The 16,820-nt window shown below is 39.3% G+C and carries 13 protein-coding genes; all 13 read right to left on the bottom strand.

What is annotated here, in order from left to right:
• Positions 1-348: a cupin domain-containing protein gene (locus tag UXI14_RS01085; RefSeq protein ID WP_335964415.1), complete on the bottom strand. Its 348-nt coding sequence runs from the start codon at positions 346-348 to the stop codon at positions 1-3.
• Between the two features lie 9 nt (positions 349-357).
• Complete coding sequence (locus UXI14_RS01080; RefSeq protein ID WP_335964414.1) at positions 358-1,698, bottom strand: Gfo/Idh/MocA family oxidoreductase; 1,341 nt, start codon at positions 1,696-1,698, stop codon at positions 358-360.
• Between the two features lie 4 nt (positions 1,699-1,702).
• The gene (locus UXI14_RS01075) at positions 1,703-3,082 is read right to left on the bottom strand and encodes a DUF1080 domain-containing protein (protein WP_335964413.1); all 1,380 of its coding nucleotides are present in this window, start codon (positions 3,080-3,082) and stop codon (positions 1,703-1,705) included.
• A gap of 113 nt (positions 3,083-3,195) precedes the next feature.
• Entirely contained in the window at positions 3,196-4,803 is a 1,608-nt protein-coding gene (locus UXI14_RS01070) for a RagB/SusD family nutrient uptake outer membrane protein (protein ID WP_335964412.1), read from the bottom strand.
• Positions 4,804-4,824: 21 nt separating this feature from the next.
• A complete protein-coding gene (locus UXI14_RS01065; RefSeq protein WP_335964411.1) occupies positions 4,825-7,878 on the bottom strand; it encodes a TonB-dependent receptor in 3,054 nt (1,017 codons plus the stop codon).
• 306 nt (positions 7,879-8,184) lie between these two features.
• Entirely contained in the window at positions 8,185-9,240 is a 1,056-nt protein-coding gene (locus tag UXI14_RS01060; protein ID WP_335964410.1) for a LacI family DNA-binding transcriptional regulator, read from the bottom strand.
• 88 nt (positions 9,241-9,328) lie between these two features.
• Positions 9,329-10,510, bottom strand: coding sequence for a class I SAM-dependent methyltransferase (locus UXI14_RS01055; RefSeq protein WP_335964408.1), 1,182 nt, complete (start codon positions 10,508-10,510; stop codon positions 9,329-9,331).
• 7 nt (positions 10,511-10,517) lie between these two features.
• The gene (locus UXI14_RS01050; protein ID WP_277898816.1) at positions 10,518-11,618 is read right to left on the bottom strand and encodes an AI-2E family transporter; all 1,101 of its coding nucleotides are present in this window, start codon (positions 11,616-11,618) and stop codon (positions 10,518-10,520) included.
• Positions 11,619-11,746: 128 nt separating this feature from the next.
• Entirely contained in the window at positions 11,747-12,256 is a 510-nt protein-coding gene (locus UXI14_RS01045) for a TrmH family RNA methyltransferase (RefSeq protein WP_335964407.1), read from the bottom strand.
• A gap of 2 nt (positions 12,257-12,258) precedes the next feature.
• A complete protein-coding gene (locus UXI14_RS01040) occupies positions 12,259-12,906 on the bottom strand; it encodes a DUF4159 domain-containing protein (protein ID WP_335964406.1) in 648 nt (215 codons plus the stop codon).
• 83 nt (positions 12,907-12,989) lie between these two features.
• Entirely contained in the window at positions 12,990-13,697 is a 708-nt protein-coding gene (locus tag UXI14_RS01035) for a 16S rRNA (uracil(1498)-N(3))-methyltransferase (RefSeq protein ID WP_335964405.1), read from the bottom strand.
• Positions 13,698-13,952: 255 nt separating this feature from the next.
• Positions 13,953-14,990, bottom strand: a complete 1,038-nt coding sequence (locus UXI14_RS01030) for a serine hydrolase domain-containing protein (RefSeq protein WP_335964404.1) — start codon at positions 14,988-14,990, stop codon at positions 13,953-13,955.
• A gap of 701 nt (positions 14,991-15,691) precedes the next feature.
• Positions 15,692-16,714, bottom strand: a complete 1,023-nt coding sequence (tsaD, locus tag UXI14_RS01025) for a tRNA (adenosine(37)-N6)-threonylcarbamoyltransferase complex transferase subunit TsaD (protein WP_335964403.1) — start codon at positions 16,712-16,714, stop codon at positions 15,692-15,694.
• Between the last annotated feature and the right edge of the window lie 106 nt (positions 16,715-16,820).

The raw sequence follows: 16,820 nt of genomic DNA, 5'->3' as shown, positions 1-16,820 counted from the left end.
TTACTCTGATAAAAAATCTTCACGGGCAGGATTAAAAACATCGACCAAAACGCCATCTTCGATACATTTTGCCCCATGGATGATGTTTGGTTGTACAAAAAAAGTATCTCCGGTCGTTAAAATCTCCGTTTTGCCGCCTATGGTTATTTCAAATTTTCCCGATGCAACAAAAGAGCTTTGCGAATGGATGTGTTGGTGTTGGTATCCAATGGCTCCTTTTTTAAACTTAACCTTCACCATCATAAGGTCGGTATTAAATCCGGTAATTTGCCTGCTTATTCCTTCAGCAACAGCTTCCCAAGGATTTTCATCTTCTTTAAAAAAGTCGGTTGTTTTCTTTTCCTGCATCAAAAAAGTTTATAAAGTTGGTTCCCAGCCTTTTTCATATTCACGTCCCCAAAGTTTCATGGCATCGTTATCGAGCATTTTTCCGTTCTTTTCATCAATTTTAAAGCCTTTTTTAATGCGATAAGCTACATTGGTATAATGCACCATGGCCATACTAACACTGGCATCATCGATAGGTGCGTTTAATTTTTCTTTTCCACGGATGGTTTCAAAAAAGTTAACCATGTGGCTTGTAGACATGTCGCCACCACCACCGAGTGCCGTGCCTGCTTCATTAGAGCCTGCATTGACTTCTTTTACCACTTTTCCGGAGCGGTCCATAAGGATGTATTTTTCCCTGTCTACATAAACAGAGCCTTCACTTCCATAGATTACGGTACCGCGGCCACCGCCGTAGGTTTGATAACCGTTTCTACTTTTTCCGTCCCATTGGATAATTTTATTGTCGGCAAATTTAAAAGTAGCCAACATGGTATCGTACATTTCCCAGCCATCATCTAAAAAGTGTCTTTTATTGCCTTCTACTTCTGCATGTTGCGGAAAGCCTACCTGTAATGCCCAACGGGCAACATCCAGCTCGTGCGTGGCATTGTTTCCGGCTTCTGCCGTACCGTAGTTCCAACCGTACCAGTGCCAGTTATAATCCCAAGTGTTATCAGTATATTCCCTGTGGACTGCGGGTCCTTGCCATAGTTTCCAATCGAGCCCTTGCGGAACGGGTGCCTTTTTTTGGATTGGCGTTTCGCCACGGCCATTGCTGTAAAAAGCAACCGCTTTATATGGGGTGCCGATTACGCCGTTATGAATTTGATTGATGATATCTATGGTATGGCCAGACGAACGTTGCTGGTTCCCCATTTGTACAATTTTGTTGAATTTTTTAGAGGCAGCAACCAGCATTTCGTTCTCATTCATGTTATGGCTACAGGGTTTCTCCACATATACGTGCTTATCGCCCTTTAATGCCAGAATAGAGCCAGGGGTGTGCCAATGGTCTGGGGTTGCATTAATGAGGATATCTACCTTTTTATCGTCTATAACCTTTCTAATATCGTTTTCCAGTTTTGGGGTGTAATCAATCAATTTGGAGAAATTTTCCTTGGCCTTAAGTCTTTGGCTTTCCATAACATCGCACAAATACATAAGGTTTACATTGCTTTCTTTTCTTGCAATGGGCTGGTAATATGCACCCAAACGGCGTCCCAAACCGGCAATGGCCACATTTAAACGGTCGTTGGAGCCAATAATCCTGCGGTAACTGCTTGCGGGCATCCCCATTACAGAGCCGCCTACGGCAAGGGCGGTACTGCTTAATACAGTGTTTTTTATAAAGTTGCGTCTAGTTGTCATGATTTTATAAAGTTTTTATTTTGATGTTTTTATAAGATACTCTGTTTCCATGGTCTTGTAATAGGATGCTTCCTTTTTCCAGTTCCCCGAAGTTTGGCCATTTTTTGTATTTACTTTCTGAAACGAGTTTACGGAATTCATCGCTTCCCCTTTCATATTCCAAAACCTTCATTCCGTTTAGCCAATGTTCCACATGGTTGTCTTTTGAAACAATTCTAGCGGTATTCCACTCCCCGATAGGATGAATTGGTTTTTTAGGGTTGGCTTGAATTAGGTCGTATAAAGAAGCCACGGTCCTGCTTCCGTCGTGGTTCCCTAGTTTGGCATCCGGGTGATTGTCGTCGTCAAGGATTTGATACTCCAAGCCTATGGAAGAGCCCGGGCCTTTGTTTATTTCGGTATCAACATAATATTTAATGCCGCTATTGGCCCCTTTAGTAAGTTTAAAATCTACTTTCAGCTCAAAATTGGCGTATGGCTTTTTGGTAACAATATCGCCACCGGCAGCCGATTCCTTTCCTTCACTTTCCAAAACGGTTAAAATACCATTTTCTATTACCCAACCTTTATCTGGGAATTCATCGAGTCTGGCACCTCTCCATCCATTGGTGGTTTTACCATCCCAAAGCATTTTCCAGCCGTTTTTCTTTTCGTCTATGGTTAAGTTGTTTTTGGTAACAACCGGGGGAACTGGGGTTTTTGTGCTGTATTTGCTTAAACTATCGGTAAGTATATTTATGTTTTTCCACATAATTTCTGTTCCCTCTTTGGCATCTTTGCCAATTGCGTGTACTTGCAGTGCTATAAACCCAGTATGTGTTTTGTCGTCTACGAGATGTGCAGCGGGCACACCATTGATCCAAGTTTTTATGGTATCTCCAATGGCTTCAATTCTATAATGGTTCCAATCTCCTTGTTTAAATGCCTGTTGAGCCTGTTTATCGTCTGTTAGCGGGAAAAGCCACCCACGTCTTCCTTCATCATAAATACCGGCGCTCCAGGCCCTGTCGGAAGGATCTATTTCAATTTGGTAACCATGTACGCGCCCATTTTGGTATTGGGGAATGCTGTTACTTCGGATTTGAATACCGGAATTCATCGTAGAATCTACCTTATAATCAAGTTCCATAATAAAATCGTCGTACATCTTATCGGTTGTCATGAATGAGTTTGGCGTATCGTGAACGGTACTTCCTATAACCATTTCGTTTTCTACCCGATATTTTGCTTTTCCGCCTTTTTGCGTCCATCCGTTTAAGTCTTTGCCGTTAAAAAGCGGTGTCCAAGGGGTATTGTCTTTTGGACCTTCCTGGCAACCCGATAAACTAACGGTAAGGCCTAATGCTAAGGCATAGAGTTTGTAATTTTTGATTCTTGATTTCATGTGTTTGTATTTAGTTGTTTTTTAAGTGGAAAAAATGAAACATCCATGAGGGTCTATTTTATTGTGTGTTGAATATGGATGTTTCATTTTAATATATTTTTTTTGAATATTCATTAATATCCAGGGTTTTGCGGAAATTCGTTTGAGGTTCTATCAATTTGAGTTAAGGGGATAGGCCTCAAATTATGATAATCTTGAATGAAGGAAGCTGCTTGCGGGTTGTATAGTTTTACACGTTCCACCAACTTTCCGGTACGTACAAGGTCGAACCACCTTTTTCCTTCCTGAGCCAGTTCTTTGGCTCTTTCTTCAAGAATTACATCAATGTCAACAGCATCAATGGTTGGTAGCTCGGCAACATTATCTGCGCCATAAGCCCTTTTTCTTACTTCATTGAGGTAAAAAAGCGCTTTTGTTTGATCGGGGCTTGACTTTAAAGCATTTGCTTCTGATGCGATCAAGTAAATTTCGGCCAAGCGGTAGGCAATAAAATCCCTTCCACCAGATTCTTCGTTGGTAGAAGCCCTATTGGGCTGCAACCATTTTTTACTGGACGGATATATTTTCTCGGTATATTCATCTTGGTTATAAATACTTTCCCCATATGGCTTGGCATCTTTTTCGGTTTGTGAAAAAGGAACACGTGGCAGGTAAACGGCAGTATCGCCCACTTCGACACCAGGTGGCGCAGAATCTGGGTTGTTTGCATAATATACCGTTACAAAAGTGCCATCGTACCTTTGATCTTCCATATCGTATAAATTTAATAAATAATTTGTAGGTCTAAACCTTTTCCACGGTCTTCCGTTTACAATATCCCTTTTCATGCCCGGTAATTTGTCGTATTCCATTAAAAAGAACAAGTGTGCCGGGTTCCCGCCATTATCGTATTCCAGTTCGTCTGCAAATTGTGTAGACCATATTACCTCGCTGTTTTGTTCGTTTTCAAGCTCCCATAATTCGGCATAAGAACCTACCAGTGAAAATGGGCCATTGTCTATAATGTCTTCGGCATAGGTAGCTGCCATATCGTAATTTTTACGGGTAAGGTAGAGGTCTGCCAAGGTTGCCTTAGCAGCCCAAGACGTGGCTCTTCCAAAATCGTCCTGAACCCCCGGTAAATTATCTTCTGCAAATTGCAAATCTTCTATAATTTTCGGGTACAATTCTTCCAGGGCCATTCTGTGCGCCTCGGTTTCGGCTGTGGTTGTTTCTTCATTGGTATAATGTACGGGGCCCCATATACGTACCAGCCAATAATAGTAATAAGCCCTTAAAAATCGTGCTTCGGCTACAACTTCCGTTACTTTTTGAGGATTGTTGGGAATTGCTTCTTGGGCCCGGCCTATAACTGTATTGGCGGTATTGATGCCTTTGTAAAATTCGTCCCAGGATTCCCGTACAATCTGCGAACTTGCATTGAGGTCGGAATCATACGTGTTGAAATATTTAAAACCACCATCCGAACCGTTGGTATAGGTATCGGTACCAAAGGCAATAAGGGTCCATCCGGTTTCTTTGTTTGTACCGTCCCGAACGGTGTTGCTGTTCCCTATGAATACGCCCAGCGAGGCATAGGCTCCGTTCAGGGCAAAGTCGATTCCTTCTTCATCAATAAAAACGCCATCGGCCGTAAGGTCCCCGGTAAGTTCTTCATCTAAAATATCACTACAGGAGATTAGTGACAATAATGCGAATATGTATATTATGTATTTCTTCATGACTTTTTCTTTAAGATTCAATTAAAAGGCTACGTTTAGCCCAAATAAAATGGTTCTTGGCGAAGCAATAAAGTCGTCTCCACTACCAAGTTCGGGATCAAAACCTTTTAAATCGGTTTTTGTAAACAAGAAAGGATTTTGAGCAGATGCATAGAACCGCAATCTATCCAATCCCAGAATTTTATTTACATTTTGATTAACAGTGTAACCCAGCGTAATATTACGTACACGCACAAACGACGCGTCCACATAACTTAGAACACCGTTGTCCAGAGGCCTTTCCCTGTTTATGTTAGGCCGTGGATATTCGTTGCTCGGGTTTTCGGGCGACCAGTAATTTAGGTCCAGATCGTTGTTACGTCCAAAAATGGTTACGTTTTCCAATGCGCGGGATCGGGTTAAATGCCCTTGACGTGTATAAAGCGATACCACAAAATCAAAACCGGCATATTCCATTTTACTGGTAAAACCACCAATCCACTTGGGGTCTAGCTGCCCCAAAATTTTTCGGTCATCATCATTTAATGCGCCATCGTTGTTTAGATCGGCCAGTTTAATATCTCCCGGTCTTCTTCCGTAGCTATTGGCGGCATCATTTTCGTTAAGTTGCCATATTCCGTCAAAAACCCGGTCGTAATAAACGCTTAGGGGCTGCCCAATAAACCAACCGTTTCCAACATCGTCTGTTTCACTGTCCAAAAGCTTCACGATTTCACTTTTGTTGGCAGAAAAATTAAAATCGGTTGTCCACCTAAACTTATCTGTTTCAATATTAACCGTACTTAAAGTTAATTCGATTCCAGAGTTTTTGGTTTCCCCGACGTTTTGAAGAATAGAAGAATAGCCAGAAGTAGCAGGCAATACCCTATTTAGCAGCAAATCGGTTGTTTTTCCGGTATAGAAATCGATACTTCCCGCAATTCTGTTTTTGGCAAATGCATAATCCAGCCCGATATCGAAAGTTGTAGTGGTTTCCCATTTTAAATCTGGGTTGGCAATATCTTCTGGCTGAAAACCATAGGCGGGGTTTCCGCCAAACGAATTTTCGAACCTTTTTATGCTCCCGAAAGTAGAGTAGGGGGCAATGGGGTTACGCCCAACTTGACCGTATCCCGTTCTAAGCTTAAGGTCGCTTAAAACAGATTGGTTTTTAAGGAAATCTTCCTGAATAATTCTCCATGCAAAGGAAGCAGAAGGGAAGAAGCCCCATTTTTTTCCTTTGGAGAGTTTAGAAGAACCGTCATACCGTCCGGTAAGGGTAAGTAAATATTTATTTTTATAACCATAATTAACACGCCCCATATAAGAAACCCATCCTTCGGTTTCCAAGGAACTGTCACGGTTGTCTACTTGAGAGGCATCGCTTAAATTATTGAAGGTCTGACTGTCGTTTGCAAGTCCTGAAACCTGAAGGTACAAGCGGTCTCTTTTAGTTTCCTGAAAACTGTATAGGAAGGTCGCATCAACCGAGTGGTCCTGCCCGAAGACTTTGGTATAATTTAAAATGTTCTCGATGGTATAGGCCGTATTGACTCTGGTTTCTTTTGATGCCTGAGATAATCCGCCCGTGCGGCTTTGAGACATGGAAGCCCTAAAATCGTTATACGTAATGGACTCAAATTGCGGTTGAACGTTTAAAGTATATTTTAGCCCATCTAAAATTTGATAACTCGCAAAAATATTGGCGAAATACCGGTAGCTAATATCTTCATCGATGTAATTTCCCGGGGTTTCATTGCTAAGTGGGTTCCAATTTAACCCATCTGCCAATGGATCGAGTGTAGCTACGCCATCTTCGTCAAAGGGAGTAACCAATGGTGGCTGGTTCATTAAACTGGCCAAAGGGTTGTAATTGTTTTTTTTAGAAAAATTGGCCTGTTGCGATAGCCCGACTTTAAGTTTGTCGGTAGCGTTAATATCGAGGTTTGTCCTGAAAGTATACCTTTCATAATCGGCTAAATTGTATACTCCATCCTGATCGAAATAACTAAGCGAAAGATTGTACCTTATTTTTTCTGAACCCCCTGAAACGCCGAGCTGATAATTGATTTGTTGCCCAGAACGTGTGCCGAGGTCGATAAAATCGGTATCCACTCCATTTTGGTAGGCTTCCAATTGAAGCGGTTCCAGCGAACTTTCCACCGATGGCAACGGCAAGGTACCGGGAACAAGCCCTTGTTCTTCTTCTTGACCGGCCCTTCTGGCTTCACGTCTAAGGTTTACGTAACCATCTGCATCGAGCAACTGATAATTTTCAGGTACTTCGGCAAAGCCATAATACGTATCGAAGGTAAATTTGGCTTTTCCGGCCTGTCCTCTTTTTGTGGTAACTAAAATAACGCCATTTGCACCTCTTGCCCCATAAATTGCGGTTGAAGAAGCATCTTTTAAAACTTCTACGGAAGCGATATCGGCAGAATTGATGTCGTTCAGGCTTCCTTCCATGGGAATCCCATCCACGACGATCAAGGGTTCGTTTGAAAAGTTAAGCGAACTCCTTCCCCTAATAAGCAAACTAGGCGATGTACCTGGCGATGCACTGGTTACGCCCACATCCAATCCGGCCACTTTACCTGCCATGGCGTTAAAAGCGTTCCCTTCTTTTGTAGAGTTGATATCGTCTCCGGAGATAGAAGAAATGGCCCCTGTAACATCGGTTTTCTTTTGAGTTCCATAACCTATTACAACCACTTCGTCCAGTGCGGCGGCATCGGTTTCCAGAGTGATGCTTACATTGCTTTGCCCGTTGAGCGGAACCTCTTTGGTAGAAAAACCAACAAAAGACACAGCCAGCGTAGCATTTTGGCTGGATACGGATAATTGAAACTTACCGTCGAAATCTGTTTGAGTTCCGTTTTGAGTTCCTTTTTCTATAATCGTGGCGCCCGGGAGGGGGAAACCTTCAGCGTCCAGAACAGTACCCGTAACTGTAGTTTCCTGAGGCTGTTGGACAATGTTTTTTGCATGCAACGGGTTTATAATCCCGATGCATAAGGTAAAAAGCAGCAAAAATAAATTTTGATACCTACAAATGGATGCAGACATCCAAAATACAGGGTTTTTAAAGTGTTTCATAATTTTAAAGTTTTTGTTAGCGGTGTTTATCAGTTTAGAATGTGTACGTACACATTTTTAATAAAAAGTTTATTCCATAAGCGTTTAATTAGTGATTAATTTAAATTTTCATTGATTTTAAAGCCGAAATTTCGCCCAAGTTAACATTTTTTTTGGATAAAAGTAATTTTGAAGGTTAAAAATAAGGTACGTATAACATTTGGTTACTTTCAAAAATGAAACAACTATTTTAATATTTAATCAACAAAAGCTATAAATAATTGAGGATTACTCACAATAAGAGTAACATTTTGTACTGTTGTTGTGTTACACAACATCGTCGTTGTAATACATTAAATTTTCCTGCGTGATGATGTCCAGCGGAAGGTATTTTTTTTGCGGCACCGATTTGCCCAGTACCAAATGCTTGTAAAAGCTTTCGAGCGCCAAATAGCCTTGGTTTTCGGGCCTTTGACCAATTAAATAGTTGATGACGCCTTTTTTTAGGTACTTTACATTGTTTGCAATTAAATCGTTCCCCACTAACTTTATATTGCTCATGGTGTCAAAATTGGCCTCGATGCATTTGGCGACATGGTGAATCATGGAGCTTGGCACAAAAATCCCAACGGTATTATTGGTGGGCGTACAGGCTTGCATTAAGTTTTCCTCCCAATTGGCAGTTCCTAAATGTATGTTGTTTTCTATCAGGGTAATGTTGGCAATAAAATTACTGTTATAAATGTAGTCCTTAAAGCCCTCAATACGCTGTTGGAGCGTTTTGTTATGGTTTTCGTTATTTTTTATGGATATGATCGAAATGGTGCCTTTTGAATTTATTTCAGAGCACAATAACTTGGCCGCTAGTTTCCCGCTTTGAAAGGCATCTTGCCCAATAAAGCTTAATGCCTTGCTGTTCAGGATGTTCGAGTCGATAAGGCTAAAAGGAATCTTGGCCGATTCTAGTTTTTTGGTAAGTTTTACGGCTTCAAAATTAATAACCGGAGCAAGTATAACGCCATCTGGTTTTAGTTTTAGAAGTTCGTTGACCTTTTCGTTAAACGAAGGGACAGAATTTTGGTCGAAGTATAATATATTGAGGTTTACCCCAAACTGGCTCAGGTTTTTTTCTGCCATCTTGATTCCTTTTGACGGCATTTCCCAATATTCCCCTTCAATAAAAGAAGGGACCAGCGCAACAATGGTATACGATTTATTTAAAACCAGCCCGCGGGCATAGATATTTGGTTGGTAATTTACTTTCTCGATGATGGCCAATATTTTTTCCTCGGTTTTCTTGGAGACCTTGCCCCGCTTGTGGATTACACGGTCTACAGTCCCTAATGAAACATTGGCTAATTTGGCTATTTCTTTAATTGTCAAGTTTTGTGTTCTTTGTTGGTTGAGCGACTAAAATAGTAAATAAAAAATAAATGAGGTACGTTAACGCTCGCTTGTTGTTTTTGTGTTTTTACGTTTTTTTGGCACTGATAACTATTTTTTCATTGTTGAAAATAGTACAAAAAAACAAATAAATATCCCCACCGTCTTTTATACCCGTTTTTTTGCGTATCTGTGCAACGCTTTCCGGGAAATTTCTTGTGGTAATATTGGCTTTGTTGCCTGGCAAAGCTTTCTTCAGCATTTTTTTGTTGTAAGGTAATATTTCTTTTATAATAAAACCCCTGCCCGGAAAGTCAATTTTATGGTTGCTTGTATATAAATGGGTGTTTGGATGCAGTTTGCTTACGGCAAATTTTTGAGTCAGGATATTAAATGCGCCACTTTTTAAAACGGCCGAATTGGGCTCGTATAAATATTTTTCGGGTACCGAAAAGGTGGCAATATTGGCGCTTTCTTCCTGCCAGGCAAAATTAAGGCATTGGCTCCCTTCATTCAGCATGTTTACGGTCTTTATTTGAATATCTGTACCGGCATCTGGCCCTAATAGCCACAACAGTTCCTTGACTTCGTTATTAACGGCAACAATATGTATTTCTTTAACACGCCCCAAATCTTCAATGCCCTTGGAAAGATCTATTAAAGGTGAAGTCTTCATTAAGACAAGATTACTTTTCTTGAGTAAAAAGGGAAGGATTTTTAAAATATCCGGCTCGCAATCATGTAGTAAAAATACTTTATTCTTTGAAGCGTCCCTGCGTGATGGGTCTAAAAAAATAACATCAAAGTGTTTTTTGCTTTCCTCTAAAAATGCTACTCCGTTTTGATGGATTGCATGGATGTTTTTTGTGTTTAAAATTTTAAAATTGTGCGCTGCAATTTCAGCTAATTCTTTGTTTATTTCGCAGTGTATAACCGTCTCGAATTTTTTAGCAAAATAGTAGGCGTCCACACCAAATCCACCGGTGATGTCAACAAGGGTTTTTCCCTTTATGATTTTTGATTTATATTGTGCTGTTTCTTCAGACGAAGTTTGTTCTATGTTTAATTTGTTGGGGTAATAAATTTGCTTGCTGTTAAACCAAGTAGGGAGCTTTTTTTTGGTTTTTTTCTTCGCTTCAATTTGTTGTGCCACTTCTTTTGGCGAAACACCGTCCAAATGTACGCCTTTTAGCAAAAGTGACGAAATGTCAGTATTCAGATTTTTTGTTATAAATAATTGTATACCAGTATTTAAAATATTTTTATTCAAAGTTTTACTATAAGTTTTTTGTGAGCTTACTAACGATGTTGTTTTCTGATAAAAATTCTTTTAAAACTACCTTAATTGCTGTATATGCAGGTACTGCAAGCACCATCCCGAATACTCCAAATACCATTCCCGCAATAATAATTACCAAGAAGATTTCTAATGGATGCGATTTTACACTGCTTGAAAATATAAGGGGCTGGCTAAAGAAATTATCTACTAATTGACCAATGATAAAACCAATTAAAACATATATGGCTTTTGGTAAGATTACGGTGCTAAAATCTGCCCCCAAATTACTAGACATGGTTAAGGAAACCATAAGTATCCCCCCGATAAGCGGTCCCACATATGGAACCAAATTTAACAGGGCACAAAGAAAGGCAATAACGATTGCATTTTGTATACCAAATACCAATAAAACTATGGTGTAAATTACAAAGAGAATTGCTATTTGTAACAGTAGGCCAATGAAATATCTTGATAGTAAATTTTTTATACTTTCCAATGAATTTATTACGCGCTGTTCGTTGCTTGGCGGAATAAATGTTAACAGGCCATTTTGGAAAAGGCGCCTATCTTTTAAAAAGAAAAACGAAATGAAAATAATGGTAAACAATGCAACGGTAATCGAGCCGAGCCCACCGATGATGTAATTGAACATATTAGGAATGGCAGATAGGTCTATGGTAGATATAAAATCGGATTTTTTAAGGGATTCTTCAATAGATGCCTCTACTTCGTAACGGCTTACTGAAAAATAGTCGGATAATTCCCGGTATACATCCTGTAAGCTCATCCTGAGGTTTTCTATGTTCAGCAAAGATAAATTCTTTCCCTGTTCAATAATAAGCGGTATAAACAGGCTTACAATGCCCACCAAGAGAATAATCATTACCATCATGGTTATAATAACGGCCACATTATTGTTGAATTTGCACCGTTTTATTAAAAAGCGTACCAGCGGCCTCCCGATTAACGAAATTACTACTGCTATAATAATATAGGCTATTACTGCTTGAATTTTGTATAAGAAAAACAGTAAAAGCAAAATACCAACAATGGTTGCAATGGCTCTTAATATGCCATTGGCTATAGTTTTAGAATCCATGTTTTATTGTATTAGTTAAGTCTAAAATTTTATTGTGTTTAGCCAGATAAATTATTTGTTGTTATTGTAAGTATAGGAGGAGTGTGGTTTATTGATGTCCGTAAAAATAAATAAAAAGCATCAACTATCTATATCTTGAGCTTATTTGTTAATTCATAGAGGCATATGCCGGTGGCATTGGCAAGGTTCATACTGCTGTTGTTCCCGTACATTTCTATATGGTGGACCGTATGGGCAGTTTCCAGCCATTTTTTTGAAACCCCGTGATTTTCGTTTCCTATAACAAGAACTATAGCGGTATTTTTTGGCAATTGCATGGTTCCAACTGGGCTGCTGTTACTTGTAATTTCCAGGGCAATGATATATTGTTTTTCTTTTTTTAAGTTGTTTATAAAGGCGTTTTCGTCTTCAATATATTTGTATGGAACCGTTTTATGGGTAGCACGGGCTGTTTTTTCCGTCCGTCTGCTAAGTAGCGGTTTTATGCCCGTAAAAACAATCTGTTCTACGCCAAAAGCATCGGCTAGCCTAAAAATAGAACCTATGTTGGATGCGCTCGATATATGGTCGCAAACAATGGTTATTGGAAATTGCTTTTTTAAAAAAGGCGTATTGGTATGTTGAAGCTGCGCTGCCATGATTAATTTTCAAAGGCATATTGAATAATATTGGCGCCCATTTCCAGCGCTTGAATCCTCACGTTTTGCGGGTCGTGATGTACTTCGGGGTCTTCCCATCCGTCTCCAAGGTCGCATTCAAAAGTAAAAAGAAGAATGAGCCTGTTATTGTCGAAAATACCAAAGGCCTGGGGCCGTTTTCCATCGTGCTCGTGTATTTTTGGAAGTCCGTTTGGAAATTTATATGTCTGGTTAAAAATGGGGTGGTTGGCGGGAAGCTCGGTAAATTCTTTATCCGGGAATATTTTGGGGATTTCTTTTTTAAAGTAATTTATCATTCCATAATTATCGTCTACATGTAAGAAACCGCCCGAGAGTAAATATTTGCGTAAATTTTGAGCCTCTTCATTGGTAAAAAAAACATTTCCGTGGCCTGTCATATGTATAAAGGGGTATTGAAAAATATCGCTGCTTCCGGGTTCTACCGTGGCCGGTTTTTCATTAATGGTGGTATGGATATTTTTATTGCAAAATTTAATGAGGTTTGGCAGGGAAGTGGGGTTGGCATACCAGTCGCCGCCACCTTTGTACTTTAGCAAGGCTATTTCTTGCGACTGCGCCAAGAGCCCGAATAAACAAAACAGCAAGCATGCCCAATAATTTTTTGTCATTTCTTTTTATAAGAAGTTTATCGTGTACCACAAACTTACACAATTTGTTTGGTATTGTATTTCTTGAAATGTGGTGTGCTTTTTTAGCCGTTCGCAATAGAAATAATATGGCACCCTACAATGGCGGCTGTTTCGGTTCGTAAACGGTTGTCGCTAAGTGTAACCGGGATATAGCCACTGCTGGTTGCCTTTTTAATTTCAGCAGAAGAAAAATCGCCTTCGGGCCCGATTAAAAGCAGGGTCTTGCTGTCTGGCAATACTTTTCGTTTGAGGTCGTATTTCTCATCATCTTCACAATGGGCAATAAATAATTGACCTTCGGAATTGTTATTTTCAATAAAAGTATTAAAATCAATGGCATCGTTAAGCTTTGGCAAATAACAGGTAAGCGATTGTTTCATGGCCGACTGAAGTATCTTTTCATAGCGTTCGGGCTTTATCACTTTTCTTTCGGAATGTTCGCAGATAATGGGGGTAATTTCATCGATACCGATTTCCGTGGCCTTTTCAAGAAACCATTCATAGCGGTCGTTCATCTTGGTGGGGGCCACCGCCATATGCAAGTAATAATTTTTTTTATGTTTTAGGCGTGCCTGGGTAATGGCTACATTGCAATGTTTTATGTCGGCGTTTATTATTTCGGCTTCAAAAAGCCAGCCTTTTCCGTTTGTAATATATAACTGGTCGCCCTCTTTTTTACGCAAAACTTTGCTTATGTGCTTGCTTTCTTCTTTGTTAAAAGAAAATAGTTTGGTGTCTTTCTCTATTTCGGGCGCATAAAAAAGTTGCATGGGTTTAAGTGGAGTTTATAAAGTTAAAAGAGTTAAAAGTTTGTAAAGTTAAAAAGTTTGTAAGGTTTATAAAGTTGAAAGTTGTAAAGTTAAAAGTTATATGCAAAACGGATTGATTTTTTATTTAGAAAATTTAATGGTTATTGTGTGCGGGTTTGTTTGTTGAACAAATCGGCAAAAAGGATATGCCAAAGGCGACATCCTTAAAAGCGCTTTTGTATGTCTTTTTTTACGATTATGGGATTTTTACAGCAGCTAGTTTTCCTTTTTTAATATTTTAACGATCCGGTTATACATTATTTCTGACATATTCCAATTATAGCCATCAAAATTAACCGTGTTTGTAAATTGTATAACGACAGCATCTATATCTTTATGGTATTTGGCAATAGTTTGGTATCCCGGTATCAAACCTGTGTGTTCATACTTATAAATGGAAGAATAGATTTCTTTTTCTTTTTTATCCCTAAAAACCGAACCATCGTTTAGGGCACGTATAAATTTGCTCAAATCTTCTGCTGTTGCCAGTATCGAGCCTATATTGTCCGTTTTTAAATCTGCATCATAGCCCACATAGTAACCGCTCATTATATTATCTATATTTACATCTTGAATCGATCCAAACGTATGCTTTAAGCTTAATGGATTTAAAATTTCTTCTTGAATGTATTGGAACGAACCATATCCAAGAACCCGGTTCATTATTTTGCCGAGTAATAAGTAATTGGTATTGGAATATTCATACCCTTGGTCGGGTTTAAAATTAGCAGGCAGGTCCAAAACCAAAGCAAGATTTTCATCTGCTGTCTCTTTTGGAGCTGCCCAATACATATAAGTATCTGTATAGTTTGGAATACCGCTTCTATGTTTGACCAACATACGCAAAGTAATTTTGTCGGCATATTCTATCCTGCCTTTTAATTCGGGCAAATAATCGGCAAGTGTTTTGTTTAATGATAATTTTCCGTCGTAAACCAGTTTTGCAACGGCTACGGCATTATACAATTTGCTTACGCTGGCAATTTTAAATAGGGCATTGGGGTCGGCTGGAATTTTGTTTTCCCTGTTTTTGTAGCCCGAAGCATAAAATTCTGATTGGTTACCTTTTTTGTTCACGCAAACAATAATACCATCAAACCCGTAATCGGCTGCTTTATCAACTTGTTCCTGAACGGTGTTTGGAAGTGGCATAATCCAAGCTTTTACAATGGGCCAAGGGACAAAATATAGAGAGATAATCGCTCCCAGGAGCAATAAAACCCTAATGATGCGTTTTGATTTTTTTTTAGTCATTTTATTTTTTGTTCAATGTTGATTGAAAAATAGGTGAAAAATGCAATTGCATTTATTTATTTTTTAACACACCAAGTTTCATGTATAAAATGCCCTAAAAAAATAATAGCAGCGAAGAATGGTGTTGGTTTAGTTGCCCTAAAATACATATTTATCTTACAAAACAATGTTTTAACAGTATTTTTTAGTTTATAGGAGCAAATTAAGTGTGGAATGACCTATTGGATACGTCCGGAACCCCAACCGATATGTCCAATAACGTATCTGGACATATCTGGAACCCCACGAAATACGTCCGCTAACGTATCAGGATACGTCCGGAACCCCACGGGATAAGTCCGCTAATGTATTTGTATGGAAATAGTTAATGGTTGAACTTTGCACCTTTAAACCCTCAACAACATAGCATCGTAACAACCTTGAATAGTGAATAGTGAAAAGGGGTTAGTTAATTGTTAATTGTAGAGCTTTGAACCTCTGAACCTCTGAACCTTTGCAATTTTGAACCTATCAACCCCCAACAACGTAACACCATAACACCATAACAGCCTTGAATAGTGATAAGGGAAAAAGGGGTTAGTTATTTGTTAATGGTTAATTGTTGTATGTTAGGGATATTTGAAACCTGAAACCTGAAACCTGGAACCTTTGTAACTTTGAATCTTTGCACCTCTAGACTCTCAACTCTCAACAATCAACTCTCAAATAGAAAACCGTGCTTTGGCGGTGATGCGCTGATCGGTAAAATCTTCATTCAAAAATTTATAATATCCTACAATACCTATCATGGCGGCATTGTCTGTGGTGTATTCAAATTTAGGAATGTAGGTCTGCCAGCCAAAGCGCTTTTCGCATTCTTTTAAAGTGTCCCTTATTCCCGAGTTTGCCGAAACCCCGCCACCAATGGCTATTTGCTTGATACCTGTTTGTTTAACCGCTTTTTTTAATTTATCTATTAAAATATTGATTATTCCCTGTTGTATGGATGCACAGATATCATTAAGGTTCTTCTCGATAAAATCTGGGTCTTTTTCGGTTTCTTTTTGAATAAAATACAATACAGAAGTTTTAAAGCCGCTAAAGCTAAAATTAAGTCCGTCAACCTTGGGTTTCGGGAACGGATAGGCTTTAGCATCGCCTTGCCTTGCATATTTGTCCACCAAAGGGCCGCCCGGATATGGAAGGCCTAATATTTTTGCCGATTTGTCAAAAGCTTCGCCAACGGCATCGTCTATGGTCTCGCCAATAACTTCCATATTAAAATGGCTGTTCACTTTAACAATTTGTGTGTGCCCGCCACTAATGGTCAGCGCCAAAAATGGAAAACCGGGCATGGGCGTTTCGGGTTCCTTGATAAAATGTGCCAATATATGTGCCTGCATATGGTTTACCTCGATTAACGGGATGTCTAATCCCAGGGCAAGCGACTTTGCAAACGATGTTCCAACCAATAACGAACCCATTAATCCAGGGCCTCTTGTAAAAGCTATGGCAGATAATTCTTTTTTGTCGATATTTGCCCTGCTCAATGCTTGATGGACTACCGGAACGATGTTTTGTTGATGCGCCCTGGAAGCCAATTCCGGTACAACGCCTCCATATTCTTCATGAATTTTTTGGTTGGCAACAACATTGCTCAACACTTTATCGTTGTGGAGTACAGCGGCCGATGTATCGTCGCAAGAAGATTCTATGGCTAGTATGTAAACATCTTGAGTATTCATGCTATCTTTGGAATGGAAATTGAATGGCAAAGGTAAAACATTAAGAACTATCAAAAAACTCAGAAAAATATTAATTAGAATACTACTTGTTTTGATCCTTATTTTG

The organism is Galbibacter sp. PAP.153 (genome assembly GCF_037029175.1).
Classification (GTDB): domain Bacteria; phylum Bacteroidota; class Bacteroidia; order Flavobacteriales; family Flavobacteriaceae; genus Galbibacter; species Galbibacter pacificus.
The sequence above is the reverse complement of the archived record's forward strand: the minus strand, read 5'-3'. Positions and strand labels throughout refer to the sequence as shown.